The sequence below is a fragment of the Azospirillum argentinense genome (genome assembly GCF_000632475.1).
Taxonomy (GTDB): Bacteria; Pseudomonadota; Alphaproteobacteria; order Azospirillales; family Azospirillaceae; genus Azospirillum; species Azospirillum baldaniorum.
In genome coordinates, this window is record NZ_CP007797.1 from 60,558 (window position 1) to 87,428 (window position 26,871).

Consider the following 26,871-nt stretch of genomic DNA (forward strand, 5'->3'; position numbering starts at 1 on the left):
CGCTTGTGGCCGTCAGCCGCCCAGATAGGCGCGCAGCAGGTCGGGGTCGCCGCGCAGTTCCGCCGAGGGGCGGCTGGCGGTGATGCGGCCGGTCTTGACCACATAGGCCCGGCTGGCGACGCCCAGCGCGTTGTGGATGTTCTGCTCGACGAGCAGGACGGTGACGCCGTGGCCGTTGACGGAGCGCACCACGTCGAACACCTCGTCGGCCATCTTCGGGCTGAGGCCGAGGCTGGGCTCGTCCAGCATCAGCAGCCGCGGCTCCGACATCAACGCGCGGGCGATGGCGAGCATCTGCTGCTCGCCGCCGCTGAGCGTGCCGGCCATCTGGCGCGACCGCTCGCGCAGGCGGGGGAAGCGGTGGAAGGCCATGCCGATGCGCCGCTGCACCTCCTCGCGCGAGCGGCAGAGATAGGCGCCGAGCGCGATGTTCTCCTGCACCGTCATGTTCGGCCAGACGTGCCGTTCCTCCGGGCAGTGGGCGATGCCGGCGGCGACGATGCGATCGGCGGGCAGGTTCGCGATGGACTTGCCATTCCACAGGATGGTGCCGGAGCGCGCCTTCAGCAGACCGGAGATGGCCCGCAGGATGGTGCTCTTGCCAGCGCCGTTGGCGCCGATCAGGGCGACCGTCTCGCCGGCCCGCACGTCCAGCGACACGCCGTGCAGCGCCACGGTGGAGCCGTAGGCGACGTGCAAGCCCTCCACGGCGAGGACCGGCGCGTCGGCGGCCTGGGCGATGGCGGAGGGCGAGGGGGATTCGGAGAGCAGCGTCATGCGGCGGCCTTTCCGAGATAGGCTTCGGCGACCTGCCGGTTCTCCAGGATCTCGGCCGGCCGGCCCTCGGCCAGCTTGCGGCCGAAGTTGAGGACGACGATCCGGTCGGACACCGACATGACCAGATCCATGTTGTGCTCCACGATCAGCAGCGCGTCGATGCTGCGCCCGATCAGCGTCTTCAGCACGGCGCCGAAGGTCCCGGCCTCGTGGCTGTTCAGCCCGGCGGCGGGCTCGTCGAGCATCAGCAGGCTGGGCTTGGCGGCCAGCGCCACCGCGACCTCCAGCAGGCGCAGCTCGCCGCAGGACAGCAGATGCGCCGGGGCGTTCATGCGCTGGGCCAGACCCATGGTTTCGACGATGGCGGCGGCGCTCTCCCGCGCCTCGCGCTCGGCGCGGCGGACCGCCTCGCCGGGGAAGAAGGTGGCGAGGAGGGATTGGCGGCTCGCCATGTAATGGCCGGTCAGCACATTCTCGAAGACCGTCAGCCGCTTCATGACGTTGGTCTTCTGGAAGCTGCGGACGAGGCCGAGCCGGGCGATGGCGTGGGGCTTGCGGTTGGTGATGTCCTGCCCTTTGAAGCGCACCCGCCCGTTGCTCGGCGCGTAGAAGCCGGTCAGCATGTTGAAGCAGGTCGTCTTGCCTGCGCCGTTGGGGCCGATCAGGCCGACGATCTCGCCGGGCTCGATGTGGAAGCTGAAGTCCTTCACCGCCGTGATGCCGCCGAAGGTCATGGTCAGGTCGTCGGCGCGCAGAAGCGGCTGCCGGTCGGTTGTCGCCGTCATACGGTGCGCTCCTTCGCGGCGTTGAGGGTCGGCTTGGCGGCCTGCTGCTCGCGGCGCAGGGCGATGAAGCCCATCAGGCCGTTGGGCAGGAACAGGACGATGGCCATGACGATCAGCCCGAACAGGGTGAGGCGGAGTTCCTGCACCTCGCGCAGATATTCCTCCAGCACCGTCACGATCACGGCGCCGGCCAACGGGCCGATCAGCGTGCCCTTGCCGCCCAGCAGAACCATGATGATCATCGTCGCCATGAAGGCAAAGCGGAACACCTCCGGTCCGACGAAGGAGATGTAGTGGGCGTAAAAGCCCCCGGCCAAACCGGCCAGGAAGGCGCCCAGCACGAAGGCCTGCATCGCCGTGCCGAAGGGATCGACGCCGATGGACTGCGCGACGTAGCGGTTCTCGCGCACCGCCACCGCCGCCCGCCCGGCGTTCGAATAGACGAAGCGGTAGGAGAGGTAGAGCGCCACCGCGGCGATGCCCAGCACGATCAGGAAGAAGCCAGCCTTGTCGGTGACCGTGACGTCCCCGAAGAGGTTCTGGCCGACGCCGGCCAGACCCATCGGGCCGTTGGTCACCGCGATCCAGTTGTTGGCGACGATGCGCAGCACCTCGGCGAAGGACAGGGTGACGATCACGAAGTAGGGGCCTTGCAGCCGCAGCGTGATCGCCCCGATGGCGAAGCCGAAGACGGCGGAGACCAGCCCGGCCAGCGGGATCGTCACCCACATCGGCATCCCCGCCTGGGTGGACAGCAGCGCCGCCGTGTAGGCGCCGGTGCCGAGAAAGGCGGTGTGGCCCAGCGAGAACTCGCCGACATAGCCGACCACCAGATTGAGGCTGCTCGCCAGCACCGCGTAGAACAGCGCCATGATGGCGAGGTGCAGGATGTACTGGTCCGTCACCGCGAAGGGCAGAAGCGCGGCTCCGGCCAAAAAGGCCAGCAGGATGTTGCGTTCCAGGGTCATGTCAGGCCCTTTCCGTGCGGATCGAGAACAGGCCCTGGGGCCGGAACAGCAGGATCAGGATGACCAGGACGAAGCCGATGACGTCCACCATGCCCATGGAGACGTAGCCGCCCCACATCGCCTCGGCGACGCCCAGCAGCAGGCCCCCGGCGATGGCACCCGCGAAGCTGCCCATCCCGCCGAGGATCACCACGACGAAGCTCTTCAGGCTGATGAGCCCGCCGACCGACGCCTGGGCGGAGTAGATGGAGGCCAGCAGCATCCCCGACAGCGCAGCCAGCGTGCAGCCCAGCGCGAAGGTGGCGGCGTAGACGTGGCCGGTGCGGATGCCGGCGAGGCTGGCCGCCATCGGGTCCTGGAAGGTGGCGCGCATCGCCGCCCCCAGCCGGGTCCGGCGGATCAGCAGATGGGCGCCGATGATCAGCGCGATGCCCACCGCCACGGCCAGCAGGCGCAGCTTGGTCACCGCGATCGGGCCGAAGAACAGCGGCCCTTCGGCCACCGCGCCGGCCACCTTCATGGGCGCCGGGCCGACCAGCAGGAGCGTGCCGTTGACCAGGAAGATCGACAGGCCGATGGTCAGCAGGATGCCCGGCTCCTCACCCTGGCCGCGCACCCGCTCGATCAGGAAACGGTCGACCAGCCAGCCGACGGCGGCCATGAAGGCGGCGACCACGATCAGGCCGCTGAAGAAGTCGAGGCCCAGGTAATTGGTGACGAACCAGCCGCTGACTCCGCCCAGCATGTAGAACTCGCCATGGGCGAAGTTGACCACGCGCATCAGGCCGAAGATCAGCGTCAGACCGAGGGCGGAGAGCGCGTAGAACACGCCCATCACCAGCCCGTTGGCCAGGAACTGCGGAAAGAGATCCATGACGTTCTCGCAAAAGCAGGCCCGCACAAACGGTGCGTTGGATCGGTGCGCGCCGCGGGAGCGGTGCCGTCACGGCGGCCCCGCGGCGCGTCCGCCGGTCAGTGCGGCGCGTCCACCGGGGTGGAGGCGATCACCTTCGGTTCGCCCTTCTCGATCCGCACCAGCACCGCGTCGAAGCCATAGGCTTGGCCCTTGTCGGTGAACTTGTAGACGCCGTTCGGCGCCTCGTAGCTGGTCTTGGCGAGCGACGCCCGGATGGCCTCGGCGTCGGTGCCGCCGGCCCGCGCGATGGCCTGCCCGGCGATGTTCAGCGCGTTGTAGCCGGCGGCGCCGTACTTGCCGGGCTTGATGCCGTACTTTGCCTGATATTTCTGGACGAAGGTCTGGTTGCGCGGGGTGTCCATGCTGGAGGCGTAGGGGACGGCGGCGTGGATGCCTTCCGCGGCCTCGCCGGTCAGGTTGATGAAGTCGGCGGTGGCCCAGGAGCCGACGCCGAACACCTTGGTGTCCAGCCCCATCTCGCGGATCTGCTTGACCAGGATGGAACCGTCCTGCGTCTCCGCGGCGACGAACACGCCGTCCGGCTTGGCGGCGCGCAGCTTGGTCAGCAGCGTGAAGAAGTCGGTGGCGCCGTGATCGAAATACTCGGTCAGCACCGTCTTGACGCCCAACGCCGTCAGGTCGCGGGAGAATTCCTCAACCCCGCCGCGGCCCCAGTCGTCGTTGACGCCGATGTAGGCGACCTTGGTCAGCTTCAGGTCGTTGGCGAGGATCTTGGCGAAGGCCTCCGCCATCAGCGCGTCCGTCTCGGCGGCGCGGAAGAAATAGGGGTTGCCCTGCTCCGTCAGGCTGGCCTTCGACGACACGCCGGTGATCAGCGGCAGTTTGTACTTCTGGGCCACCGGCATGATCGCCGCGGTGGCGGAGCTGCAGAAGGCGCCGACCAGCGTGACGACCTTGTCCTTCTGCACCAGCTTCTCGACGGCGTTGACCGAGTTGGCCGGGGTGCACTGGCCGTCTTCGACGATCAGTTCGATCTTCTTGCCGAGGACACCCCCGGCGGCGTTCATTTCCTCGACGGCGAGCCGGGCGCCTTCCACCACGGACTTGCCGTTGTAGGCGACCGATCCGGTCAGCGGCTGGACCAGCCCGATCCTGACCGTGTCCTGCGCCTGCGCCGGAACCGACGCGGCGATGCCGGTCAACAGCAGGCCGCCCAGTACCACGTTTCTCATCTCTCCCTCCGCGTTCGACGGTGATGTCGCGATGACGGCGAATGACGATTCCCTGTCGGCGCCCCGCCGCTCTCGGCGTGGGCGCGTCGGCCCGTTGCGGGAACGCGTGCCGTCCGATGCGGCAACCGTCCCCGTGTTTTATTATACGGCCAATTAATTATGCAGGGATGCTAACGGTCGCGTCGCGGCGCTGTCAATCGCTTTTCCGACGAAGACGGTTGGGGATTTTTCGTGGGGAGTTTTGGGGGGATGTTTTGCGCTCGGTCGGCGCGCTCCTCAGCGGAGCGCGTCGAGCGTGTCGGCGTTGGGGCAGAGCAGCGCGTGCTCCGGCTGCGTGCAGCCATCGGCGAGCAGATGGCGGCAGGTGCGGGCGCTGCGGCAGAGCGCGCAGACGCGCTGCAGGTCGTTCATCAGGTCGGGGCGGTCCTGTTCCACCGCGGCGCCGTCAACGCCGTGCAGCGCCATCGCGGCGGGCAGCAGCGCGCCGACATGGCCGGCGCGCAGCACGGCTGGGGCGGTCAGGTCGGTCAGGCCGGCGTCGGCCAGCACGCGGTCGCGGTCGTGCGGCGCCAGTGCCTGAAGCGCGCCCAGGGACCGCGCGCCGCGCCAGCCGCGCAGGAGTTTCGCGCACAGGCCCTCATGCGGCGCGGGGGCGGGGGTGGTCATGGGAGTCTCCGAAGCTGGTTATTAATCGTTCGATTAATATTTGCCATCGGAGCGCCCGGCGCCTTGATGTGGATCAGCCGCGCCCAGCTTTTGTCACGGGGACGGCCGCGTTCCGACGCAGCGCACGGCGTAGCGCCGGAAGCCGAAGCCGGACTCGCCTTCGCACCGCTCGACCACGAAGGCCGCGCGCATCGTGACGACGCGGCTTCCCATGGCGAGCGGGGTGTCGTGCGCCAGTTCCAGCATCATGCGCTGCTGGCGCTGCGGGTGGGACAGCAGCAGGGCGCGGGCCTTGCCCAGCCGCCGCCCCTCGGCGTCGCGGCAGCGGGCCGGGACCTCGAACATCCAGAAGGCGAGCGCGGCTTCGGACATGGGCGGAGTCCTCGTGGGATGGTGGGATGTTCAGGTGCCGACGGTGCCCCCTCCCTAACCCTCCCCCTCCTATGAGGTGGAGGGGACTGCCGCCGCTTCGCAGAAGGCACCCTCTCCCTCGTAGAGGGGGAGGGCCGGGGTGGGGGCACCGCCGCGTTACGCCGCCAGCGGAATCGGCTTCGGCAGCAGCGGGCTGTCCACCTCCTGCACCACGCCGTCGCGCAGCGAGAAGGCCGGAACGATCATCTCCGGCGCGGTCACCCGCTCGCCGCTGTTGTCGCTGAGCTGCCAGCGGCCGGCCTTGACCTCCAGAACCGCCACGTCGGCGGCCATGCCCGGAGTCAGCGCGCCGATCTCGTCGGCCATGCCCAGCATGGCGGCGGGGTTGCTGGTCACCGTCTTCAGCACGTCGCCCAGCGCCATACCGAGAGTCAGCAGCTCGGTCATCGCGTGGGTCAGGCTGAAGGGGGCGACGCCGTAGAAGGGGTTGGCCTCGCGCTCGCCGCCGGCGCCCGCCGTCGGGGCCTTCACGTTGTAGCCGTGCAGGTCGGCGCCCAGCGTGTAGGGCAGGATGCCCGCCGCCAGCGTCCGCCGCGCCATCTCGAAGCTGAAGTGCGAGCCGTGGCCGACGTCCACGGTCAGGCCGCGCTCCAGCGCCTTGTAGATGACCGGATGCACCTCGCCGGTGCGGGTGGAGATGAAGCCGCCGGGGTGGCGGGTGAAGGGATGGGCCAGGATGTCGCGCGAATCCAGCAGCGGGACCAGCTCCTCCACCAGCATGTCGGGATCGACGGCCTCGCCGCCCTCGACCTCCGGCCAGAGTTGGCCGAGATGGACGTAGAGCGGCACGCCGATGCCGTCGGCGATGCGCTTGGCCTGCTTGATGACGTCCAAGCCCCAGCGCGAGGCGCCGCCGACCTCGGCGTGGGCCTTGATGCCCTTGACGATGTCGCGGTTCTCGCGTCCGACGCGGATGGTCGCGTCCACATCGACGCAATCCGGACGGTAGAGCTGCGGGTAATAGTGCCCCTCCAGCCCGCCGACCAGATAGGCCGACAGGAAGCACAGCGTGCGCGAGCGCGCCGGCTCGGCGATGAAGCGGCGGAAGGCCGGCAGGGTCATCAGGCTCGGCCCGCCCTGGTCGACCAGCGTCGACACGCCGGAGCGCACGCCCACCATGTCCGGGTTCAGCCCGAAGCGCCCGGTGACCTTTTCGAAGACGTGCGCGTGGGTGTCGATCAGGCCCGGCGTCACGAGCTTTCCGGAGACATCGAGGATGGTGTCGGCGGCATCGTCGGGCAGCCGTTCCGCCACCGCCGCGATGCGGCCCTTCGCGACCGCCAGATCGCCGACCAGATCCAGCCCGTTGGCCGGATCGAGAATCCGTCCGCCGCGGAGCACGAGGTCGAACGTGTGCGTCTCTGACATAACCCACCTTCTTGCGCTGATTTTTATCTGGCGGTCCTTTCAGCAAGCGTCATGCCAGGGCGGGGGGGAGTCGCCGGGGCGCACAAAACTTCAGCACACTGACGAATGACCGTCCGTTGGGCATTTGGTGGTCAAAATACGCACAATACGGCATACCACAGCATGCGCCCGCCGCCCGTCGGTGCCCAATTTTCCGCAGCATGCTGATGATTCATGGCGCGGCGGCGCGGCGTGGCACCCTGCCACCAATTTGTGCACGAACACAGAAGTCGAGGCGGAAATAAGGGGTTTCCAGGGGCTCCTGGGTTGGTCCGCTGTCGCCGCGCCGGGGCATGCACGAGCTCTTCACGAGCATCATCATATCGTCAGTATGCTGATGAATGCCCGCGCAGCAGGCAGAGGTTGCGCAGGAATGAAGCGGAAGGCCGGCCCGCTCGGAAGTCACAATTATTTGTTGTTTCTCAAATGGATGCTGGTCGTTTTCCGGCAGCCGCGTGGCCCCTCCATCCATCCGTTTGCCCAACATTAGGGCGATTTTCGGCCTTGGCGCCACGCCGCGCCCTCCTTCCCACCGAACCGAAATGCGCAGTGTTCTGCCGGTTGGCACGGCGTTCGCAAAGGGATGGGAAACCAACGGAAAAAGTCGGATATCCATAAAAATGAGAGGGTTTCTGCAGATGCGGCGGGACGTCCCGTGACCGGGCTGGGGATCGCGGCGGTGCCGCAGCTTCCCATCCTCGGCGGCGGGCTGCTGCTGGCCGGCGGCTTCGCCGGGCTGGCGGCCGGCATGATGGGGGTGGGCGGCGGCATCGTGATCGTGCCGGTGCTCTATCACCTGTTCACCGCGCTGGGCGTGGACGAGGCCGTGCGCATGCACGTCGCGGTCGGCACCTCGCTCGCCACCATCATCGCCACCTCGCTCACCTCCCTGCGCGCCCATCGGCGGCGCGGCGCCGTGGACGGCGAGCTGCTGCGCGCCTGGGGGCCGGCGATCTTCCTCGGCGTGCTGGCGGGAACGGCGGTGGCCGGCGTGGTGCGCGGCCCGGTGCTGACGGCGGTGTTCGCCGGGATGGCGGTCCTGGTCACGCTGCACATGCTGTTCGGCAAGCCCGAGTGGCGCATCGCCGACGGGCTGCCGAGCGGCGCGCCGCGCCAGGGGCTGGCCGGCGGCATCGGCATGATGTCGGCGATGATGGGCATCGGCGGCGGCACGCTCAGCGTCCCCATTCTCACCCTGTTCGGCTACCCGATCCACCGCGCGGTCGGCACGGCGGCGGCGCTCGGCTTCATCATTGGTGTGCCGGGAACGGTGGGCTTCGTGCTGACCGGCTGGAACGTGCCGGGCCGCCCGGATTTCAGCCTGGGCTACGTCAACCTGCTGGGGCTGGCGCTGATCCTGCCGGCCTCCATGGCGATGGCGCCGCTCGGCGCGCGGCTTGCCCACAGCCTCGACACCCGCGTCCTGCGCCGCGTCTTCGCCCTGTTCCTCGGGCTGACGGCGGCCCGGATGATCTACGGCCTTCTTCCCTGAGGTTCCCATGCTGAACACGCCGCGCAGCCGCCGGGGAATGGTCACCTCCCCGCATCATCTCGCCAGCCAGGCCGGGCTCCAGATCCTGCGCGACGGCGGCACCGCCGTCGAGGCGGCGGTCGCGGTCGCCGCGGCGCTGGCCGTCGTCTACCCGCACATGACCGGCATCGGCGGCGACGGCTTCTGGCTGATCGCCGAGCCGGGGCGCGACCCCGTCGCCATCGACGCCTGCGGCGGGGCGGGCAAGGCCGTCTCGCTCGACCTCTACCGGCGCCACGGCCACGCCACCGTGCCCTGGCGTGGGCCGCTGGCGGCGAACACGGTCGCCGGCACCATCGACGGCTGGCGCGAGGCGCTGGCCGTCAGCGCCGGCTGGGCCGAGCCGCTGCCGCTCGCCCGCATCCTGGACGAGGCCATCACCCACGCCGAGCAGGGCATCCCGGTGACCGCCAGCCAGGAAGGGCTGACCCGTCAGAAGCTGCACGAGCTGAAGGACGTTCCCGGCTTCGCCGGCACCTTCCTGCCGGGCGGCGCCGTGCCGCTGGAGGGCTCCACGCTGAAGCAGCCGGCGCTGGCCGCCACGCTGCGCCGGCTGGCGGCGGAGGGGCTGGAGAGCTTCTACCGCGGGCCGCTCGCCGCCTCCATCGCGGCGGATTTGCAGCGCGCCGGCGCGCCGGTGGACGCGGCGGATCTCGCGGCCCACGCGGCGCACCGCCGACCGGCCCTGTCGGTCGGCGTGCGCGGGGCGCGGCTGTTCAACCACCCGCCGCCGACGCAGGGTCTGGCCTCGCTGATGATCCTCGCGCTGTTCGACCGGCTGGGCGTGACGGAGGGCGAGGGCTTCGACCACATCCACGGGCTGATCGAGGCGACCAAGCAGGCCTTCCTGGTCCGCGACCGCGAGGTCGGCGACCCGGCCTACATGGGGCGGGAGGCGCAGAGCTTCCTCGACGACGCGGTGCTGGACGGGCTGGCGGCGACCATCGACCGCGCCCGCGCGCTGCCCTGGCCGCATGTCGCCAAGCCCGGCGACACGGTGTGGCTGGGTGTGATCGACGGCCAGGGCCGCGCCGTCAGCATGATCCAGAGCGTCTATTTCGAATTCGGCTCCGGCCTCGTCCTGCCGGAGACCGGCATCACCTGGCAGAACCGCGGCGCCTCCTTCCGACTGGCGGAGGAAGGCTGGAACGCGCTGGTGCCGGGCCGCAAGCCCTTCCACACGCTGAACCCGGCGATGGCCCGCTTCGACGACGGGCGCAGCATGGTCTACGGCACCATGGGCGGGGAGGGGCAGCCGCAGACGCAGGCCGCCGTCTTCTCCCGTTACGCGATGTTCGGGCAGGGCCTGCAGGCCGCCGTCACGGCGCCGCGCTGGCTGCTCGGCCGCACCTGGGGCGAGGACAGCGTGACGCTGAAGCTGGAAAGCCGCTTCGACCCCGCCCTGGTCGCCGCCCTGAGCGACGCCGGGCACACGGTCGAACTGCTCGATCCGTACACGAGCACCATGGGGCATGCGGGCGCCATCGTCCGCCATGCCGACGGAACGCTGGAGGGGGCGACCGATCCCCGCAGCGACGGCGCGGTCGCTGCCTGGTGAGTGCCATTGGGTGAACACCACCAAGTGACCGCTGCTTACTGACGGTTCAAATCAAAAAGAGGGGGCTAGACGACATGCGGACGATGAAGACCACGGCGTTGCTGCTGAGCGCCGCGCTGCTGGCGCCGGGCGTGGCCTTTGCGCAGGAGACGATCAAGATCGGCGTGACCCAGCCGCTGACCGGCGCGGTCGCCGCGTCGGGCAACTACGTCGCCAACGGCGCGCGGGTGGCGGAGGAGGTCGTGAACGCCAACGGCGGCGTTCTCGGCAAGAAGATCCAGCTGATCATCGAGGACAACAAGAGCAACCCGAAGGAGGCCGTCGCCTCCGCCGAGAAGCTGATCGTGCGCGACAAGGTCCCGGTGCTGATGGGCGCCTGGAGCTCCACCTTCACTCTGGCGGTGATGCCGAAGCTGGTGGAGTACGGCGTGCCGATGGTGGTGGAGACCTCCTCCTCGACCAAGATCACCACCTCGGGCAACCCGTGGGTCTTCCGCATCGCCCCGACTTCCGCCATGGAGGCCAAGTCCTTCGCGGAGAAGCTGGACCACTTCCAGCCGGCCATCCAGAAGGCTGATTTCCTGGCGGTGAACAACGATTTCGGCCGCGGCTCGGCGGACGAGTTCCGCAAGATGCTCCAGGCCAAGGGCGTCAAGATCGGCGTCACCGAGACGATGGCGCCGGAGGCCACCGACCTGTCGGCGCAGCTTTCCAGCATCAAGCAGTCGGGCGGCGACACGCTGTTCGTCACCACCGGCGTCGAGCAGATCACCCTGATCCTGAAGCAGGCGGCGGAGCTGCGCCTGCCGCACCGGGTCATCACCAACGGCGGCTCCTCCTCCCCCGACCAGCTCATCGCGCAGGCGGGGGCCGCGGCGGACGGCGGCTACTTCACGCTGTTCTTCGCCCCCTGGTTCCCGGAGAAGGCGGTGCACCCGACGGTCGCCAAGACCTTCGTCGATGGCTGGAACAAGAAGGGCTACGACTTCGCCGGCCTGACCGAGGGCTACCGCGGCTATGACGGCATCATGACCATCGTGGAAGCCATCAAGAAGGCCGGCAAGGCCGAGCCGCAGGCCATCCGCGACGCGCTGTGGACCGTCAAGCTGGACGGCGTGAACGGCGACATCGCCTTCAAGAAGGACGGCCCGGAGGGCAAGGAGAGCGGCCAGAACGAGGCCAACGTCTACGTCGTCCAGGTGAAGGACGGCAAGGTGACGATGCCGTAAGGCCCTCCTTTCAAACGCCCGCGCCGAAGGCGTGGGAAGGGTGAGGGTACCGGCAAGGATCAGCGCCTTGATCCTCGGGCGACCCTCACCCGGCTCTCAGCGGATGCCATAGGCATCCGCCTGTCGCCGTCAGCGCTGGCTTTCAGCCAGCGCGAGAGGCGCCTTCGGCGCCACCCTCTCCCGGGACGGAAGAGGGGAAGTAAGGAGACACGCGGTGGAAGCGCATCTGCAGCACCTTTTGAACGCCGTGGTCCTGGGGGGGACCTACGCGCTGCTGGGAATCGGCCTGACGCTGATCTTCGGCATCATGCGCGTGGTCAACTTCACCCATGGCGAGCTTTACACCTTCGGCGCCTACATGGCCTACATGCTGGCCGGGATGATGGGGCTGAACTTCTTCATGTCCCTGGCGATGGCAGCATTGCTGGGCATGGCGCTGGGCGCGCTGATCGAATTCACGCTGCTGCGGCCGCTGAAGGGCGCCGACATCGACACCACCATGCTGGTGATGATCGGCGCCGGCATCGCCATGCAGGCCGGCGAGCAGCTGGTCTGGGGCGGTGTGGCGAAGTCCGTGCCCAGCCCCTTCCCGACCGAGCCGGTGGTGCTGGGGTCGGTGTCGGTGGGCATGAACCGGCTGTTCGTCCTGGGCGTGGCGCTGCTTCTGCTGGGCGGCTTCTACCTGCTCATCAACCGGACCAAGCTGGGCGTCGCCATGCGCGCCACCTTCCAGGACCCGGACACGGCGGCGCTGATGGGCGTCAACCGCGGGCTGATGTACACGCTGACCTTCGCGCTCGGCTCCGGCCTCGCCGCCACGGCGGGGGCGCTGCTCGGCCCGATCTTCGTGGTCACGCCGACCATGGGCGATCTGGTGGCGCTGAAGGCCTTCGCCATCGTCATCCTGGGCGGGCTGGGCAACATCCCCGGCGCCACCATCGGTGGCTTCGTCCTGGCGCTCGCCGAGGAGTTCGGCGCCGGCTACCTGTCGTCGGGCTACCGCGACGCCATGGGCTTCCTGCTGATCATCGCCGTGCTGATCGTGCGGCCCCAGGGTCTCTTCGCCATGAAGGAGCGGATCGGATGACGACGCGTCTCCTCCCCTGGCTGTTCGTCCTGTTCATGGCGGTCGGGCCGCTGTGGCTGGGCGACCAGTACATCCTCTACGTCCTGATCTCGACCGGCATCTTCATCATCGGGGCGATGAGCCTGAACCTGCTGCTCGGCTACACCGGGCAGCTCAGCCTCGGCCACATCGCCTTCTTCGGCATCGGCGCCTACACCAGCGCGCTGCTGTCGCTGGGCTTCGACCTCGATCTCGGCGGGGCGGAACCCTTCGTGCTGGGGCCGCAGCCGGTGTGGGTCGCCTTCCTCGGCGGCATCCTGATGGCGGCGCTGTTCGGCTTCCTGATCGGCAAGCTCGCCTTCCGGGTGCGCGGGGCCTACTTCGTCATCGTCACCATCAGCTTCGCCCAGGTCATGCGCATGGTCGCGCTGAACTGGGTGGACCTGACCGAGGGGCCGATGGCGTTGAACAACATCCCGCCGCTGTCGGTGTGGCTGCCGTGGGACGGGGTGCTCCCGCTCTACAAGAAGGAATACAATTACCTTCTGGTGCTGGCGGTCGCGGTGGTCTGCTTCCTGGTGATCCAGCGGCTGGTGCAGTCGCGGGTGGGCCGGGCGCTGGTGGCGCTGCGCGAGAACGAGTCGCTGGCGCGCTCGGTCGGGATCGACGTGACGCGCTATCTGGTCGTCGCCACGGTGATCGCGGCGGGCATGGCCGGTGCCGCGGGCGGGCTCTACACCCATTACATCCGCATCGTCGATCCGGACGTCTTCATGTTCATCTACACGGTGACCATGGTCATCATGGTGGTGACGGGCGGCAAGGGCACGCTGGCCGGTCCGATCGTCGGCGGCCTCGCCTTCGGCATCCTGCCCGAGGTGCTGCGCGAGGTGGCGCGGCCCGAGGTGCAGTGGATCATCTACGGCGTCGCCATGATCGTGGTCGTCTTCTTCCTGCCGCAGGGCATCGTCCCGGCGGTGAAGAACTGGTTCGCCGGCCGCCGCAAGCGCGTCGCCGGAACGGCGCTGGGCCTGCGCAAGGAGACCTCGGCATGAGCTTCGCGTTCGACGAATCCGCCGCGCCGATCCTGGCCGCGCCAATCCTTGAGGTGCGCGAGGTCGCCGTGCACTTCAGCGGCCTGATCGCCATCGCCTCGATGAGCTTCGCCGTGCCGGAGGGGGAGATCGTCAGCCTGATCGGCCCCAACGGGGCGGGAAAGACGACCGCCTTCAACGTCATCACCGGCTTCCTGAAACCGACCGGCGGGAAGGTGCTGTTCCGCGGCACCGACCTGACGCGCCTGTCCTCCAACCGCATCGCGGGCCTGGGCGTCGTGCGCACCTTCCAGCGCACCAGCATCTTCGCCGGCTGCACCGTCTTCGACAATGTGCTGACCGGGATGCACCGGCAGGGCCGGGCGGAGACCTGGGGCGCCTTGCTGCGGCTCGCCTCCGTGCGGGCGGAGACGGAGCGGATGCGGGCGGCGGTGGCCGAGATCCTGGCCTTCGTCGGGCTGTCGCACCGCGCCGATGAGCTGGCCGGCAACCTTGCCTACGGCGAGCAGCGGTTGCTCGGCATCGCCATCGCGCTGGCCGCCGATCCGAAGCTGCTGCTGCTGGACGAGCCCGCCGCCGGGCTGAACCCGTCGGAAACGGAGGCCTTCATGGGCGTCGTCCAGCGCATCCGCGACCGCGGCGTGACCATCCTGCTGGTCGAGCACGACATGCGCATGGTCATGACCATCTCCGACCGCGTGGTGGTGCTGAACCATGGGCGCATCATCGCCGAAGGCCCGCCGGAGGTCATTCGCGCCAACCCGGACGTGATCCAGGCCTATCTGGGCCAGGGGGTGAAGCATGCTAAAGGTTGAGGGGATCACCGTCTGCTACGGCCAGATCCCGGCGCTCCGCAACGTCTCGCTGACGGTGGAGGAGGGGGAGCTGGTCACCCTGATCGGCGCCAACGGCGCCGGCAAGACCACCACGCTGCGCGCCATCAGCGGCCTGCTGCCGCTGGCCTCGGGCCGCATCACCTTCGAGGGGCGGGAGATCGGCAACGCCGCGCCGCGCACGGTGCTGGCGCTGGGCGTGGCGCACTGCCCGGAGGGGCGGCGCGTCTTCCCCCACCTGACCGTGCGCGAGAATCTGGAGATGGGCGCCTATCTGCGCCGTGACCATCAGGCGGTGGCGCAGGACATGGAGCGGCTGTTCCACCGCTTCCCCCGCCTGAAGGAGCGGCTGAACCAGCCCGCCGGCACCATGTCGGGCGGCGAGCAGCAGATGCTGGCCATCGCGCGGGCGCTGATGTCGCGCCCGAAGATCGTGCTGTTCGACGAGCCGTCGCTCGGCCTCGCCCCCAACCTCGTGGAGCGCACCTTCGAGATCGTGTCAGACATCCGCCGGGAAGGGACCACTGTGCTGATGGTCGAGCAGAACGCCTACGCCGCGCTCGACATGTGCGACCGCGCCTATCTGCTGGAAAGTGGGCAGGTGATGGAGCAGGGCACGGGGCAGGCCATGCTCGCCAACGACCACATCCAGCGCGCCTATCTGGGCGGTTAAGCAAGAAACGAGAGGGTCAGGGAATGGGAGAGGTTAGCACCGCTGGATCGGGCGCTGGTTCCGGTGTCGGCGCGCGGGTTCGCCGCAAGGAGGACGACCGGCTGCTGCGCGGGCGGGGCCGCTTCGTCGGCGACATCGCCCTGGTCGGCATGAAGGAATTGGCCTTCGTGCGCAGCCCGGTCGCCCACGCCACCATCACCGGCATCGAGATCCCGGAGGAGCACCGCGGCGCCGTCTTCACCTGGGCGGATCTGGCGGCGGGCGGCGTCAAGCCGATCCGCGCCGTCTCGGGCCTGCCCGGCTTCAAGGTGTCGGAGCAGCCGGCGCTGGCCGACGGCAAGGTGCGCTTCGTCGGCGAGCCGGTGGCCGTCTGCGTCGCCGCCACCCGCGCCGAGGCCGAGGACATCGCGGCGTCCGTCTTCGTCGACTACGCCGAGCTGCCGGTGAATGCCGACATGCTGGAGGCGGTGACGCCGGGCGCGCCGAAGGTGCACGACCACTGGCCGGACAACGTCTTCCTGGAGACCAACGTCGGTGGGAACATCGCGGAGATCGCCGCCACCGCCCCGGTGAAGGTGTCGCGGACCATCCGAACGGCGCGCCAATGCATGGTGCCGCTGGAGGGCAAGGGCGTGGTCGCCCATTGGGACCGCCATGTCGAACAGCTCGTCCTGACCACCTCGACCCAGATGCCGCACATCGTGCGCGCCGGCCTGTCGGAATGCCTGGGCCTCGACCAGGGGCTGATCCGCGTGGTGGCGCCGGACGTCGGTGGCGGCTTCGGCTGGAAGGGTCTGCTCCAGCCCGAGGAGATCGTGGCCGCCTGGATCGCCATGCGGCTCGACCGCCCCGTCCGCTGGACCGAGGACCGGCGGGAGCATCTGGTCGCCGCTGCCAACGCCCGCGAGCACCATTACGAGATCACCGCCTACGCCGACGCGCGCGGGCGGCTGCTGGGCATCGAGGCCGACGCCTGGGTCGATGCCGGGGCTTATTCCGTCTATCCCTTCTCGGCCTGCTTGGAGGCCGCACAGGTCGGCAGCATCCTGCCCGGCCCCTACGACTTCGCGCATTACCGCTGCCGCACCTTCTCCGTCTGCACCAACAAGCCGCCGATCGTCCCCTACCGCGGCGTGGCGCGCACCGGCGTGTGCTTTGCCATGGAGCAGATGATCGACGCCGTGGCCGACGCCGTCGGGCGGGAGCCGTGGCAGGTGCGGCTGGAAAACCTCGTCCCGCCGGAAAAGATGCCCTTCGACAACGTGACGAAGAAGCATTTCGACAGCGGCGACTATCCCGAATCCGTCCGCCGCGCCGTCGCCGCCATCGAACTTGAGGGCTGGCGCGCCCGCCAGAAGGCCGGGGAGCCGGATGGTCGGCTGATCGGCGTCGGCTTCGCCACCTATTGCGAGCAGTCGGCCCACGGCACCGCCGTCTATCACGGCTGGGGCATTCCCATGGTGCCGGGGCACGAGCAGGCGCAGGCCCGCATCACCCCGGATGGCGGGCTGGAGCTGCGCGTCGGCGTGCAGTCGCACGGCCAGAGCATGGAGACCACCTTCGCCCAGGTCGCGCACGAGGTGCTGGGCATCCCGCTGGAGAAGATCAAGCTGGTGCACGGCGACACCGGCCTGACGCCCTATTCGACGGGCACCTGGGGGTCGCGCAGCATGGTCATGGCCGGCGGCGCCGTCGCCACCGCCTGCCGCACGCTGGCCGAGCGGCTGCGCAAGATCGGCGCGCACCTGATGCAGGCCGGGCCGGACGGGGCGGTGCTGGAGGGCGGGTCGGTGAAGGCCGGGGCCGCCGCGGTGACCATCCGCGAGATTGCCCACACCTGGTACCGCGCGCCGCAGCTTCTTCCCGCCGACGTGGATCGCGGCGGGCTGGAGGTCACCGCCGGTTACAAGCCGGGCAGCGACCACGGCACCTTCTCCTACGCCACCCACGCCGTGGCGGTGGCCGTGGACCCGGAGATCGGGCAGGTCGAAATCCTCGACTACGTGGTGGTCGAGGACGCCGGGACCATGGTCAACCCGATGGTCGTCGACGGCCAGATCTACGGCGGCGTCGCCCAGGGCGTCGGCACCGCGCTTTACGAGCGGATGCCCTACGACGCGGAGGGCCAGCCGCTCGCCTCCACCTTCGCGGATTACCTGATCCCCGGATTCACCGAGGTCCCGCACGTGAGGATCATCCACATGCTGACGCCTTCGCCCTACACCGAGTTCGGCGTGAAGGGCATCGGCGAGGGCGGCGCCATCGCCCCGCCGGCCGCGATTTGCAACGCCATCAACGACGCGCTGAAGCCGCTGGGAGTCATCGTGACGAACGCACCGATGACCCCGGAGGTCATTCTCTCCGCCATTGCGGGCAAGCGGGGTGCGGCATGAAGGCGGTCGATTTCGACTACGCCCAGCCGGCGACGCTGGACGCGGCGCTGGAACTTCTGGCGCGCGAGGACGTGATGGTGCGGCCGGTGGCCGGCTCCCAGTCGCTCGGCCCCATGCTGAACCTGCGGCTGGCCCAGCCGGAGCTGCTGGTGGACATCACCCGCATCGCCGAGCTTCAAACGATCCGCCAGGAGGGCGACCGGCTGGTCATCGGGGCCTGCGTCACCCACGCGCGGCTGGAGGACGGCGACTATCCGGACGTGACGCGCGGTGTCCTGCCATCCGTGGCGGCGGTGATCGCCTACCGCGCGGTGCGCAACCGCGGCACCATCGGCGGCAGCCTCGCCCACGCCGACCCGGCGGCGGACTGGGTGAACGTGTTGACCGCGCTCGGCGCGGACGTGGTGATCGCCGGCACGGGCGGACGGCGCAACGTGCCGATGACCGACTTTATCCTGGGTGTCTTCGAAACGGCCCTGCAACCGGGCGAGATCGTCGCGGAAATCCGTGTGCCCGCCCTCTCCGAGCGGGCGCGCTGGGGCTACTACAAGGTCTGCCGCAAGACCGGCGAGTTCTCCCACGCCACCGGCGCGGTGCTGATCGACCCGGCCCGCGGCGTCCAGCGCTGCGTCGCCGGGGCGACCTCCGGCAAGCCGGTGGTGATCGACGGCCCGGCCCTGTTCACGGATGGCTGCACGGAAGCGGCGCTGGCCGCTCATCTCGCCGGCAGCCCCGCCGCGGACGACCCCATCGCCCTTCGGACCCATACCGTCGCGCTGAAGCGCGCCATCGCGCAGGTGATGTCATGAGCGCCCACGCCAAAACCATTTCCCTGACCGTCAACGGCACGCGCGTCGAGGCCAGTGTGCCGCCGCGCCAGCATCTCGGCGACTTCCTGCGCGAGCGGGAATTGTTGACCGGCACCCATCTGGGCTGCGAGCACGGCGTGTGCGGCGCCTGCACCATCCTGATCGACGGCGAGCCGGCGCGCTCCTGCATCACCTTCGCGGTGGCCTGCGACGGGCGGTCCATCACCACGGTGGAGGGGCTGGACGACGACCCCGTCGCCACGGAGCTGCGCGAGGCCTTCTCCGCCGAGCACGGGCTCCAGTGCGGCTTCTGCACGCCGGGGATGCTGGTGGCGGCGCGCGACGTGGTGCTGCGCCGCCCGGACGCCGACAACCCGGCGATCCGCACGGCGATGAGCGGCAACCTGTGCCGCTGCACCGGCTATGTCGGGATCGTCAACGCCATCCGCCGCGTCATCGACGCGCGCAACACGAACGCGGGGTAAGCCCATGCCGACCATGACCCAGACCCTTGCCGTCAATTTCCCGCGCGCCCGCGTCTGGCCGCTGCTCAGCGACGTGGAGCAGGTGATTTCCTGCATGCCCGGCGCCTCGCTGACCAAGCCGCGTGAGGGCGACCGGATCTTCGGGCAGATGCGCGTGAAGCTCGGCCCCATCGCCGCCGCCTTTGCGGGGGAGGGCACGCTGACGATGGACGAGGCGACCCACACCGGCGTCATCCACGGCCAGGGCACGGACCCCAAGAACAACTCCCGAGCCAAGGCCGACGTGACCTTCGCCGTGGTGGAGGAGGGGTCGGGGACGCGCATCGACCTGACCGTCGATTTCACGCTGACCGGCGTTCTGGCCCAGTTCAGCCGCGGCGCCATCGTGCAGGAGATCGCCAACCGCCTGACCGCCGAGTTTGCCCGCAACCTGGAAGCCAAGCTCGCCGCGACCGCACCGGTGGAGGAGATGGCGGCTGCGTCCACGGACGCGGTTGCCGCCCCGGTCCCGGAACCTGCCTCCGAGCCCCCCAAGGAACTGAACGCTGGCAATCTGCTGTGGAGCATGTTGAAGGATTGGCTGCGCAAGCTCTTTTCCAACCCTCTCCCCTCTGGGGAGAGGGTGGTCCGAAGGGCCGGTGAGGGGGATGCGCGTGGCGGTGCGTCCGGCAAAAGCGCAACCCCCTCACCCTGACCCTCTCTCCACGAGGGAAGAGGGGATTTGAACCTATGATGAGATTGACCACCGCATCATGCCGAACGACCCCCTGAACGCCTTCGTCCCCTACGGCCGGACCGAGGTCGCCGGAGCCGCAAGTGGCCCGCTGGCCGGGCTGCGCTTCGCGGTGAAGGACCTGTTCCACATCGCCGGCCTTCCCACCGGGGCCGGCAACCCCGACTGGCTGCGTACCCACGAGGTCCCGCGGGAGACCGCGCCCGCCGTGCAGCGGCTGCTCGACGCCGGGGCGCGCGTCGCCGGCAAGACGCTGACCGACGAGCTGGCCTGGAGCCTGGCCGGCGAGAACGCCCATTACGGTACGCCGGAGAATCCGCAGGCGCCGGGCCGCATCCCCGGCGGTTCCTCCAGCGGGTCGGCCTCCGCGGTGGCGGGCGGGGCGGTGGACTTCGCCATCGGGACGGACACCGGCGGGTCGGTCCGCCTGCCGGCGAGCTACTGCGGCCTCTACGGCATCCGGCCCACCCACGGGGCGGTTCCGCTGGACGGCTCCGTGCCGTTGGCGCCGAGCTTCGACACGGTGGGCTGGTTCGCGTGGGAGGCGGCGCTGCTCCGCCGCGTCGGGGCGGTGCTGCTGCCACCGTCGTCCACTCTGGGGCCCGATCTGGCCTTCCGCCGCCTGCTGGTCGCCGAGGACGCCTTCGCCATTGCGGGGGAGGCGGTGCGCGCCGCCCTCGCCCCGGCCTTGGACCGGCTGCGCGAACGGTTCGGGGATGCGGAGACCGTGACGCTGGCCCCGGAGGGCCTGGACCAATGGCGTCCGGTCTTCCAGACGCTCCAGGCCGCCGAAGCCTGGGCTGCGCACGGCGCCTGGATCGCGGCAACGAAACCGACCTTCGGGCCGGGGGTGCGCGACCGCTTCGCCGCGGCGGCGACGCTCGACCCTGCCCTGGCCCGTGCGGCCGCGGAGACACGGGCTGGCATCCGGCGGCGGATGGACGGCCTGTTGGGGACGGACGGCCTGATCGTCCTGCCCAGCGCGCCGGGCATCGCGCCGCTGCGCGGCTCGTCGGGGGCGGCGGTGGACGCGGAGCGCGGGCGGGCGCTGGCGATCCTCTGCCCTGCCGGTCTGGCCGGTCTGCCGCAACTTTCCATTCCGGCGGCGCGGCTCCAGGGCTGCCCGCTCGGCCTGTCGCTGATCGGGCCGCGCGGCAGCGATTCGACGCTTCTGTCCATTGCCGAGGAGCTGTTCGCATGACGCTTGAAATCAACATCCCCGAGGTGGTGGCCGAGGTCACCGCCGCCTTCGAGCGCTACGAGCGCGCGCTGACCGGCAACGACGTAGCGGTCCTGGACGAGCTGTTCTGGAACCACCCGGCGACCCTGCGCTACGGCGTGGGCGAGAACCTGTACGGCTACGACGCCATCGCCGCCTTCCGCCAGGGCCGCCCCGCGGCGGGGCTGGACCGGGTGTTGCGCAACACCGTCATCACCACCTATGGCCGCGACATGGCGACCGCCAACACCGAGTTCACGCGCCCGTCCACCGAGCGCGTCGGGCGGCAGAGCCACACCTGGGTCCGCATGCCGGAGGGCTGGCGGATCGTCGCCGCGCATGTGTCGCTGATGGGCTAGACGTTGCGGCCATCCGGCCCGGTTGCCGATCCTCCGGCCCGCCGCCATCCTCTCTCTGTTCGCCGCTTTCCCAAACCCGCTCCGACGGACCGCCCGCGATGACATTAGACGACCCCCTGATCGAAGAGGCGTACCGCGTCCTGGCGGAGCGTCCCGGATTCCTCATCCGCCGCCTGCACCAGATCCACGTCGCCATGTTCATGGAGGAGTGCGCGGAGTTCAACATCACCCCCGTCCAGTACAGCGTGCTGACCGCCCTGGTGGACCGGCCCGACCTGGATCAGGTGACGCTGGGCGCCCAGATCGGCATCGACCGCACGACCACCGCCGGCGTTCTGGCCCGGCTGGCCGAGCGCGGGCTGATCCAGCGCCGGGCCAGCCCGGTGGACAAGCGCATGAAGCTGGCCGCCATCACCGCGGAGGGCCGGAAGCTGCTGCGCCGCATGGACAAGAAGGCTCAGCGCGCCCACGACCGCACCATCGCGCCCCTGCTGAAGGAGGACCGCGCGGTCTTCCTGCGCTACCTGCTGCATCTGGTCGACGCCAGCAACGGCTACGGCCGCGCCCCGCTGCATCTGCCGTAAAGGCACGGACAACATCGAGACCTGGGGACATACGCGATGAATGACGCCACCGCGCGGGCCGTGGAACGGATGCTGGCCGCCGATCCGCTGTGGACGGAGACCGGAACCGCCGGGGAGCGGATCGGGCTGGACCGCCACACGCTGCTGCACGCCGGACCGCCCTTCGCCGATCCGGCGGAGATCTGCCCGCCGATCCTCAACGCTGCCGCCGCGGCGCTGCTGTTCGAAGGCATGGCCGGCAGCGTGGAGGAGGCCCGCGCCCTGGTGCGCAGCGGCGCCGTGACCCTGCGTCCGGCGCAGGACTTCGGCGTGGTCACCCCGCTCGCCGCCGTCGTGTCGCGGTCGATGTGGCTGCATGTGGTGGAGGATGCCGGCGGCTCCGGCGCCCGCGCCTACAGCCCGCTCAACGAGGGCGGCGGCCCCGCTTTGCGTTTCGGCATTGTCAGCGGCGCGGTGGTGGAGCGGCTGCGCCTGTTGCACGGCGCGGTCGGCCCGGCGCTGGCCGGGATCGGGGCAGTGGAACTGCGTGGCATTGTGCGCGAGGCGATGGAGCAGGGGGACGAGCTGCACGGGCGTGTCGGGGTGGCCTCGGCCCTGCTGACCGAGACGCTGGTGTCGCGGCTGGGCGGGACCGGTGAGGTCTGTGCCTTCCTGAAGGAGGCCGGGCAGTTCTTCCTCAATCCCTGGATGGCCGCCTGCAAGGCGGTGATGCTGGCCGCTGACGGCGTGCCGGGGTCGGCGCTGGTGACGGCGGCAGGCGGCAACGGGGTGCGCTTCGGGCTGCGCCTGTCCGGCATGATGGGCGAGGGCTGGGCGAGCGCGCCGGTGGCCGCACCGCAGGGGCCGGACATCGGCTCTCCCGGCAGTGCTCCCCGCCCACGCCTGCCGGCGATCGGGGACAGCGCCGTCATCGACGCGCTGGGCTTCGGCGCGCTGGCCCTCGACGCCGCCCCGCTGCTGCGGGCGGAGCTGGGGGCGGCGGCCGAGACGGCCATCGCGGCGGCAGACCGGCTGCTCTGCGCCGACCATCCCGTCCACGGGCGGCGCGTCGGGCTGGACGCTCGCGCCGTGTTGCTGGGCGGCCCGGTGCCCCCGGTCTGCCTGGCCGCCCTGCACGCGGCGGGGGAGGACGGGATCGTCGGGCGCGGCCTCGCCTGGCATCCGCCCTCCTGCCACGCCGAGGCGGTGGCCGCGGTGGACGCGCGGAGCCGCGCCGGCTTCCCGGACGCTCCCGACCGTCGCGCCTGACGTTTGAGGGTCGCGGGTCAGACGGGACTCCCCGTCACTTCTTCACGAGGGGACAGTCGCTCTGCGACAGCGGCCGGAAGGCCTCCTCCGCGGGGATCGTGGCGCGCAGGGTGTAGTAGTCCCAGGGGTACTTGGACTCCGAAGGCTTCTTCACCTGCATCAGGTACATCTCGCGCATGAAGCGGCCGTCCTCGCGCACCCAGCCGTCCTTCACGAACACGTCGTTGATCCGCATGCTTTTCAGCTTTTCCATGACCGGGCCGGCCTCGTCGGTGCCGGCGGCCTCTATGGCCTTGAGGTAGGCGAGCGTCGAGGAGTAGACCCCGGCCTGCCCCATGTTCGGCATGATCTTCACCCGCTCGTGGAAACGCCGGGAGAAGGCGCGGGTCTCGTCGTCGCGGTCCCAGTAGAAGGCGGTGGTCAGGTACATCCCCTGCGTCGCCTCCAGCCCCAGGGCGTGGACGTCGGTGTCGAACAGCAGGAGGCCGGCGAGCTGCTGGCCGCTCTGGGTCAGGCCGAATTCGGAGGCGGCCTTGATGGCGTTGCGCGCGTCCATCCCGGTGGTGGCGAGGCCGACGATCTTGGCCCCCGACGCCTGCGCCTGCGTGACGTAGGAGGCGAAATCGAGGTTGTTCAGCGGGAAGCGCACGGCGCCCAGGACCTTGCCGCCGTTCTCCTGGACGATCTTCGCCGTGTTCTCCTCCAGCCCGTGGCCGAAGGCGAAATCGACGGTGAGGAAGTACCAGGTGTCGCCGCCCTGCTTGATCGTCTGCGCCCCGGTGCCCTTGGCCAGCGCGTAGGCGTCGTAGGCGTAGTGGATGGTGTTGGGCGTGCATTTGTCGCCGGTCAGGCGAGTGACGGACGGGCCGTTGAAGATGGCGACGCGGTTCTTGTCGTGGACGATGTCCGCCACCGCCAGCGCCAGACCGGAGTTCGCCACGTCCTGGATGAGATCGACGTTCTGCGCGTCGATCCACTCGCGCACGATGGCCGAGCCCACATCCACCTTGTTCTGGTGGTCGGCCGTCAGCACCTCGACGGGCTTGCCCAGCACCGTGCCGCCGAAATCCTCCACCGCCATCTGCGCGGCGGCGATGGAGCCGCGGCCGCTCTGGTCGGAGAAGGCCCCGGACAGGTCGGTGATGACCCCGATCCGGACGACGTCGTTCGAGATCCTGGCCCCTTGCTGCGCCGCCGCCGGCAGCATGGTGGCGAGCAGCAGCGCGGTCCCGGACAGCAGCGCGGTGCCCAACTGACGCTTCATCGATTCCTCCCTGTTTTGCGTCGTCCCGGCGAGCCTTCACCGAAACCCGTTGCCATACCGTCCCGCCCCATGGTCGATTCCACAACGGCGCGCGGTCCGGAGCATGGGTAAAATGGGGAAAAAAGGTCGGTTCGACGTACAAATCGTTTCTGCGCTCTGTCCTTCGGCGGAAATGCCCAATGAGAGGTTGTTCTGTCCGGCCTTCGGCGGGCATCCGGTGGACCGCGCCGAGTATCTGGCCCTGCTTCCCATCCAGGACAGCAACGGGCGGCTGTTCGCCGCCTTGGCCGAATCGCCGGATGGCGTGCCGGAGGGGGTGTGCGTCGGCGTGCTGGCCGTCGACCCCTTCCGGCCGGTGGGGCCGTTCCTGGAAACCCTGCGCCGGTTCGGGGTGCAGGCGGTCGCCAATTTCCCCACCACCGCGCTGTTCGACGGGGAAACCGGCGAGACGCTGCGCGGCGTCGGGCTCGGTGCGGAGCGGGAGGTGTCGTTCCTTGAGCAGGCCGCCTGTGCGGGATTCGCCGTCACCGGCTTCGCCGCCGACGCGGACATCGGCCGGCGCCTGCGGGCGGCGGGTGCGGGGCGCCTCGTCGTGCATCCGGGCGCCGCGACCGGCGATCCGTTACGCGACGCCGAGGCGGTCGCGAACGCCGCCGCGGTCGCCGCCGAACTGCGTGGAGAGGGCGGCGGTCCCGTCCTCCTCTATCGGCCGGCCGGCTTCGAGGACCATCATGACGTCATGAGGCGGGCGGCCGACGGGCTGGTGCTTCCGCCCGACGCCGGTCACTCCAACAGGCCGTAGTGGCGCATCTTGTTGTAGAGCGTCTTGCGCGACAGGCCGAGGAAACGGGCCGTCTCCCCCCGGCGGAAGCGGTGCCGCCGCAGGCCGTCGAGAATCCAGTCCCGCTCCGACTGTTTAGGCGACCGGTCTCCGGGCGCGTCGGGGCGTGGGCGGCCCGTGCGCTTGCCGTCCAGGGCGGGCAGGGCTTCCGCCTCGATGACATCGCCGCTGCCGTCCAGCGCCTGCTCCACCACGGCGCGGAGTTCGCGGAGGTTGCCCGGCCAGTCATGGGCGATGAGCAGCCGGAACGCCCGCGGCGACAGGCGCACCGGACCCGCTGACGGGCGCAGCGCCGCCGCGAAATGCTCGACCAGCAGTGGAATGTCGTCCAGCCGCTCGCTCAGCGGCGGCAGGTCGATGTCGCGTCGGGCGAGGCGGCGGGCCAGGTCGGGCACGAGCGTCCCGGCGCCGGCCGCGGCCTCCAGGCCCGCCGTTCCGATCAGGATGATCCGCGCGTTGGAGCGCAGGCTGTCCTGGCCGCCTTGGCGGCGGAAGCTGCCGCGCTCCAGGAAGGCGGCAAGCTCGGCCTGCGTGCCGGGCGCCAGTTCCTCCGCGTTCTCGATCACCAGCGTCGTCCCGTTGGCGGCCTCGACCCAGCCGAGGCGGCGGCGTCCGCCGTCCGCCGGCTCCGCTCCGAACAGCCATCCGCCGTCCAGATGGCGGGCATCGACGGTCATCGGCGGACGCTGGCGCTGCGGTCCGCGCCCGTGCAGCAGAGTGGCCACCAACGACCGACCGCTGCCGTCCGGCCCGGCGACCCACACCGGTCCACCGTCGGCGCCGAGATGCTCCAGCCGCGCCCGCGCCTCCACCAGCGCGTCGGTGCGGCCGACCAGCCCCATCCCCTGGCCGGTCTGGTCGAGACGGCGTTCCAGCCGGTCGATGCGCCGCTGCAGGGTGGAGACCAGCTTGAAGGCGGCGGTCATCTCCTCCATCGAGCTTTCCGAGGGCAGGCGGTCGATGGTCGAGCCGCCGATGTAGCCGTCGGCGCGCGCCTCGCGGCAGGCCTCGTGCATCTCCTGCGGGGTGGTGATCGGCCCGCCCTCGATCACGCACAGCGCGCCGGGGTCGGCGGTGCGGATCGCCTTGATGTGGCCGCGGGCGCGGTTGCCGACCTGAAGCACCGACTCCCCGCTGGGCACGCCCACGGCGCCGCCGGCGTTCCAGCCGATGTTGAAGCAATAGACGTCTACCCCCGCCTGGGCGAGCGCCAGCGCCTCCTCCCGGCGGCGGAAATAGCCGACGGTCGCCAGCCCGGCGGCCCGAGCCTCCTCCAGCAGGCGGACCTCCCGCGCGAAGCCCAGGCCGGTGCGCTCCAGCGCCTCGCGGAAGCGCCCGTCGACATGCGACACGGTCGGGAAATTCACCACCCCGGCAAAGCCCCAGCCGCGCAGCCGCTCCATGAAGGGAGAAAACTCCTCCTCCGCGAGACCCCAGGCGCAGGCGCCGAAGAAGACCGGAATCGGCGTCGCGTCGACGATCTCCGAGCAGGCGAAGTCGGCGACGAAGGCGTTGCTGTCGCGCAGCGCCAGCATGGTGGCGATGGACGACGCCCCCATGGTGCGGAAGCGTCCCGCGGCCAGCGCCAGCAGGAAGTCGGCGCCGCCGCGCGCCGCCGCGCGGGCGGCGAGGCCGGTGCCGATGGCGGCGCCGACCAGCAGCGTGTGCCGGCCGCGCAGGCCGCCGATGGCGGCGCCGACCAGCAGCGTGTGCCGGCCCGCGCAGGCCCGCCGCAGATCATCCAGAAGCTGGGTCCGTTCATGGGTCATGCCAATCATTATACCCAAGATTACCCGCTCCGCCGCAACGCCCCGGTTGGCACCCTCGGCGGGCGGCCTACACTTCCG

General features: G+C 70.1%; 26 protein-coding genes. 16 read left to right on the plus strand and 10 right to left on the minus strand.

Going from position 1 to position 26,871, the window contains the following annotated elements:
• Positions 1-12 precede the first annotated feature (12 nt).
• From ABAZ39_RS29550 to ABAZ39_RS29585, 8 genes are all read right to left on the minus strand, one after another.
• On the minus strand, positions 13-777 hold the full coding sequence (locus ABAZ39_RS29550; RefSeq protein WP_051658730.1) for an ABC transporter ATP-binding protein: 765 nt from the start codon (positions 775-777) through the stop codon (positions 13-15).
• Positions 774-1,562: an ABC transporter ATP-binding protein gene (locus ABAZ39_RS29555; protein WP_040137892.1), complete on the minus strand. Its 789-nt coding sequence runs from the start codon at positions 1,560-1,562 to the stop codon at positions 774-776. Before ABAZ39_RS29555 ends, ABAZ39_RS29550 begins: the two co-directional genes overlap by 4 nt.
• On the minus strand, positions 1,559-2,530 hold the full coding sequence (locus tag ABAZ39_RS29560) for a branched-chain amino acid ABC transporter permease (RefSeq protein WP_040137893.1): 972 nt from the start codon (positions 2,528-2,530) through the stop codon (positions 1,559-1,561). Before ABAZ39_RS29560 ends, ABAZ39_RS29555 begins: the two co-directional genes overlap by 4 nt.
• A gap of 1 nt (position 2,531) precedes the next feature.
• Positions 2,532-3,404 carry a branched-chain amino acid ABC transporter permease gene (locus ABAZ39_RS29565; RefSeq protein WP_040137894.1) on the minus strand — a complete coding sequence of 291 codons (873 nt, stop codon included), beginning with the start codon at positions 3,402-3,404 and terminating at the stop codon, positions 2,532-2,534.
• A 98-nt stretch (positions 3,405-3,502) separates the two neighbouring features.
• Positions 3,503-4,639, minus strand: coding sequence for an ABC transporter substrate-binding protein (locus ABAZ39_RS29570; RefSeq protein WP_040137895.1), 1,137 nt, complete (start codon positions 4,637-4,639; stop codon positions 3,503-3,505).
• A 276-nt stretch (positions 4,640-4,915) separates the two neighbouring features.
• Entirely contained in the window at positions 4,916-5,305 is a 390-nt protein-coding gene (locus ABAZ39_RS29575; RefSeq protein ID WP_040137896.1) for a hypothetical protein, read from the minus strand.
• 93 nt (positions 5,306-5,398) lie between these two features.
• Entirely contained in the window at positions 5,399-5,677 is a 279-nt protein-coding gene (locus ABAZ39_RS29580; protein ID WP_040137897.1) for a hypothetical protein, read from the minus strand.
• 156 nt (positions 5,678-5,833) lie between these two features.
• Positions 5,834-7,105, minus strand: a complete 1,272-nt coding sequence (locus ABAZ39_RS29585; RefSeq protein ID WP_040137898.1) for an amidohydrolase/deacetylase family metallohydrolase — start codon at positions 7,103-7,105, stop codon at positions 5,834-5,836.
• Positions 7,106-7,799: 694 nt separating this feature from the next.
• Between ABAZ39_RS29585 and ABAZ39_RS29590 the strand changes: the two genes are divergently transcribed.
• From ABAZ39_RS29590 to ABAZ39_RS29660, 15 genes are all read left to right on the plus strand, one after another.
• Entirely contained in the window at positions 7,800-8,636 is an 837-nt protein-coding gene (locus ABAZ39_RS29590) for a sulfite exporter TauE/SafE family protein (protein WP_081863434.1), read from the plus strand.
• A 7-nt stretch (positions 8,637-8,643) separates the two neighbouring features.
• Positions 8,644-10,233 carry a gamma-glutamyltransferase family protein gene (locus ABAZ39_RS29595; RefSeq protein ID WP_040137899.1) on the plus strand — a complete coding sequence of 530 codons (1,590 nt, stop codon included), beginning with the start codon at positions 8,644-8,646 and terminating at the stop codon, positions 10,231-10,233.
• Positions 10,234-10,307: 74 nt separating this feature from the next.
• On the plus strand, positions 10,308-11,462 hold the full coding sequence (locus tag ABAZ39_RS29600) for an ABC transporter substrate-binding protein (protein ID WP_014199597.1): 1,155 nt from the start codon (positions 10,308-10,310) through the stop codon (positions 11,460-11,462).
• Between the two features lie 214 nt (positions 11,463-11,676).
• Positions 11,677-12,549: a branched-chain amino acid ABC transporter permease gene (locus ABAZ39_RS29605; protein ID WP_040137900.1), complete on the plus strand. Its 873-nt coding sequence runs from the start codon at positions 11,677-11,679 to the stop codon at positions 12,547-12,549.
• Positions 12,546-13,583 (plus strand): branched-chain amino acid ABC transporter permease, encoded by a 1,038-nt coding sequence (locus ABAZ39_RS29610; protein ID WP_040137901.1) that lies wholly within the window; start codon positions 12,546-12,548, stop codon positions 13,581-13,583. Before ABAZ39_RS29605 ends, ABAZ39_RS29610 begins: the two co-directional genes overlap by 4 nt.
• Positions 13,580-14,398: an ABC transporter ATP-binding protein gene (locus ABAZ39_RS29615; RefSeq protein WP_051658731.1), complete on the plus strand. Its 819-nt coding sequence runs from the start codon at positions 13,580-13,582 to the stop codon at positions 14,396-14,398. The genes ABAZ39_RS29610 and ABAZ39_RS29615 overlap by 4 nt, the downstream gene beginning before the upstream one ends.
• Positions 14,385-15,089 (plus strand): ABC transporter ATP-binding protein, encoded by a 705-nt coding sequence (locus ABAZ39_RS29620; RefSeq protein WP_014199601.1) that lies wholly within the window; start codon positions 14,385-14,387, stop codon positions 15,087-15,089. Before ABAZ39_RS29615 ends, ABAZ39_RS29620 begins: the two co-directional genes overlap by 14 nt.
• Positions 15,090-15,112: 23 nt before the next feature.
• Positions 15,113-17,482, plus strand: a complete 2,370-nt coding sequence (locus tag ABAZ39_RS29625; protein ID WP_040137902.1) for a xanthine dehydrogenase family protein molybdopterin-binding subunit — start codon at positions 15,113-15,115, stop codon at positions 17,480-17,482.
• A complete protein-coding gene (locus ABAZ39_RS29630; RefSeq protein WP_040137903.1) occupies positions 17,479-18,291 on the plus strand; it encodes an FAD binding domain-containing protein in 813 nt (270 codons plus the stop codon). The genes ABAZ39_RS29625 and ABAZ39_RS29630 overlap by 4 nt, the downstream gene beginning before the upstream one ends.
• Complete coding sequence (locus tag ABAZ39_RS29635) at positions 18,288-18,776, plus strand: (2Fe-2S)-binding protein (protein WP_040137904.1); 489 nt, start codon at positions 18,288-18,290, stop codon at positions 18,774-18,776. The genes ABAZ39_RS29630 and ABAZ39_RS29635 overlap by 4 nt, the downstream gene beginning before the upstream one ends.
• A gap of 4 nt (positions 18,777-18,780) precedes the next feature.
• The gene (locus ABAZ39_RS29640) at positions 18,781-19,470 is read left to right on the plus strand and encodes an SRPBCC family protein (protein WP_051658732.1); all 690 of its coding nucleotides are present in this window, start codon (positions 18,781-18,783) and stop codon (positions 19,468-19,470) included.
• Positions 19,471-19,528: 58 nt separating this feature from the next.
• Complete coding sequence (locus tag ABAZ39_RS29645; RefSeq protein ID WP_040137905.1) at positions 19,529-20,710, plus strand: amidase; 1,182 nt, start codon at positions 19,529-19,531, stop codon at positions 20,708-20,710.
• Positions 20,707-21,087 carry an oxalurate catabolism protein HpxZ gene (gene hpxZ, locus ABAZ39_RS29650; protein WP_040137906.1) on the plus strand — a complete coding sequence of 127 codons (381 nt, stop codon included), beginning with the start codon at positions 20,707-20,709 and terminating at the stop codon, positions 21,085-21,087. Before ABAZ39_RS29645 ends, hpxZ begins: the two co-directional genes overlap by 4 nt.
• 98 nt (positions 21,088-21,185) lie before the next feature.
• Positions 21,186-21,671 (plus strand): MarR family winged helix-turn-helix transcriptional regulator, encoded by a 486-nt coding sequence (locus ABAZ39_RS29655; RefSeq protein WP_051658733.1) that lies wholly within the window; start codon positions 21,186-21,188, stop codon positions 21,669-21,671.
• Between the two features lie 36 nt (positions 21,672-21,707).
• On the plus strand, positions 21,708-22,919 hold the full coding sequence (locus ABAZ39_RS29660; protein ID WP_051658734.1) for a YlbE family protein: 1,212 nt from the start codon (positions 21,708-21,710) through the stop codon (positions 22,917-22,919).
• Positions 22,920-22,953: 34 nt separating this feature from the next.
• Here the strand turns inward: ABAZ39_RS29660 and ABAZ39_RS29665 are convergent, their stop codons facing one another.
• Positions 22,954-24,183, minus strand: a complete 1,230-nt coding sequence (locus tag ABAZ39_RS29665; RefSeq protein WP_040137907.1) for an ABC transporter substrate-binding protein — start codon at positions 24,181-24,183, stop codon at positions 22,954-22,956.
• A 172-nt stretch (positions 24,184-24,355) separates the two neighbouring features.
• Between ABAZ39_RS29665 and ABAZ39_RS33565 the strand changes: the two genes are divergently transcribed.
• Positions 24,356-24,985, plus strand: coding sequence for a phosphoenolpyruvate hydrolase family protein (locus ABAZ39_RS33565; RefSeq protein ID WP_160174879.1), 630 nt, complete (start codon positions 24,356-24,358; stop codon positions 24,983-24,985).
• Here the strand turns inward: ABAZ39_RS33565 and ABAZ39_RS29675 are convergent.
• A complete protein-coding gene (locus ABAZ39_RS29675; RefSeq protein ID WP_160174880.1) occupies positions 24,967-26,793 on the minus strand; it encodes a phosphoenolpyruvate hydrolase family protein in 1,827 nt (608 codons plus the stop codon). The genes ABAZ39_RS33565 and ABAZ39_RS29675 overlap by 19 nt on opposite strands.
• Between the last annotated feature and the right edge of the window lie 78 nt (positions 26,794-26,871).

Coding starts and splice junctions, on each gene's coding strand:
- ABAZ39_RS29550 (WP_051658730.1), bottom strand. CDS start 777: ATGACGCTGCTCTCCGAATCCCCCTCGCCCTCCGCCATCGCCCAGGCC.
- ABAZ39_RS29555 (WP_040137892.1), bottom strand. CDS start 1,562: ATGACGGCGACAACCGACCGGCAGCCGCTTCTGCGCGCCGACGACCTG.
- ABAZ39_RS29560 (WP_040137893.1), bottom strand. CDS start 2,530: ATGACCCTGGAACGCAACATCCTGCTGGCCTTTTTGGCCGGAGCCGCG.
- ABAZ39_RS29565 (WP_040137894.1), bottom strand. CDS start 3,404: ATGGATCTCTTTCCGCAGTTCCTGGCCAACGGGCTGGTGATGGGCGTG.
- ABAZ39_RS29570 (WP_040137895.1), bottom strand. CDS start 4,639: ATGAGAAACGTGGTACTGGGCGGCCTGCTGTTGACCGGCATCGCCGCG.
- ABAZ39_RS29575 (WP_040137896.1), bottom strand. CDS start 5,305: ATGACCACCCCCGCCCCCGCGCCGCATGAGGGCCTGTGCGCGAAACTC.
- ABAZ39_RS29580 (WP_040137897.1), bottom strand. CDS start 5,677: ATGTCCGAAGCCGCGCTCGCCTTCTGGATGTTCGAGGTCCCGGCCCGC.
- ABAZ39_RS29585 (WP_040137898.1), bottom strand. CDS start 7,105: ATGTCAGAGACGCACACGTTCGACCTCGTGCTCCGCGGCGGACGGATT.
- ABAZ39_RS29595 (WP_040137899.1), top strand. CDS start 8,644: ATGCTGAACACGCCGCGCAGCCGCCGGGGAATGGTCACCTCCCCGCAT.
- ABAZ39_RS29600 (WP_014199597.1), top strand. CDS start 10,308: ATGCGGACGATGAAGACCACGGCGTTGCTGCTGAGCGCCGCGCTGCTG.
- ABAZ39_RS29610 (WP_040137901.1), top strand. CDS start 12,546: ATGACGACGCGTCTCCTCCCCTGGCTGTTCGTCCTGTTCATGGCGGTC.
- ABAZ39_RS29615 (WP_051658731.1), top strand. CDS start 13,580: ATGAGCTTCGCGTTCGACGAATCCGCCGCGCCGATCCTGGCCGCGCCA.
- ABAZ39_RS29620 (WP_014199601.1), top strand. CDS start 14,385: ATGCTAAAGGTTGAGGGGATCACCGTCTGCTACGGCCAGATCCCGGCG.
- ABAZ39_RS29625 (WP_040137902.1), top strand. CDS start 15,113: ATGGGAGAGGTTAGCACCGCTGGATCGGGCGCTGGTTCCGGTGTCGGC.
- ABAZ39_RS29630 (WP_040137903.1), top strand. CDS start 17,479: ATGAAGGCGGTCGATTTCGACTACGCCCAGCCGGCGACGCTGGACGCG.
- ABAZ39_RS29635 (WP_040137904.1), top strand. CDS start 18,288: ATGAGCGCCCACGCCAAAACCATTTCCCTGACCGTCAACGGCACGCGC.
- ABAZ39_RS29640 (WP_051658732.1), top strand. CDS start 18,781: ATGCCGACCATGACCCAGACCCTTGCCGTCAATTTCCCGCGCGCCCGC.
- ABAZ39_RS29645 (WP_040137905.1), top strand. CDS start 19,529: ATGCCGAACGACCCCCTGAACGCCTTCGTCCCCTACGGCCGGACCGAG.
- hpxZ (WP_040137906.1), top strand. CDS start 20,707: ATGACGCTTGAAATCAACATCCCCGAGGTGGTGGCCGAGGTCACCGCC.
- ABAZ39_RS29655 (WP_051658733.1), top strand. CDS start 21,186: ATGACATTAGACGACCCCCTGATCGAAGAGGCGTACCGCGTCCTGGCG.
- ABAZ39_RS29660 (WP_051658734.1), top strand. CDS start 21,708: ATGAATGACGCCACCGCGCGGGCCGTGGAACGGATGCTGGCCGCCGAT.
- ABAZ39_RS29665 (WP_040137907.1), bottom strand. CDS start 24,183: ATGAAGCGTCAGTTGGGCACCGCGCTGCTGTCCGGGACCGCGCTGCTG.
- ABAZ39_RS33565 (WP_160174879.1), top strand. CDS start 24,356: ATGCCCAATGAGAGGTTGTTCTGTCCGGCCTTCGGCGGGCATCCGGTG.
- ABAZ39_RS29675 (WP_160174880.1), bottom strand. CDS start 26,793: ATGACCCATGAACGGACCCAGCTTCTGGATGATCTGCGGCGGGCCTGC.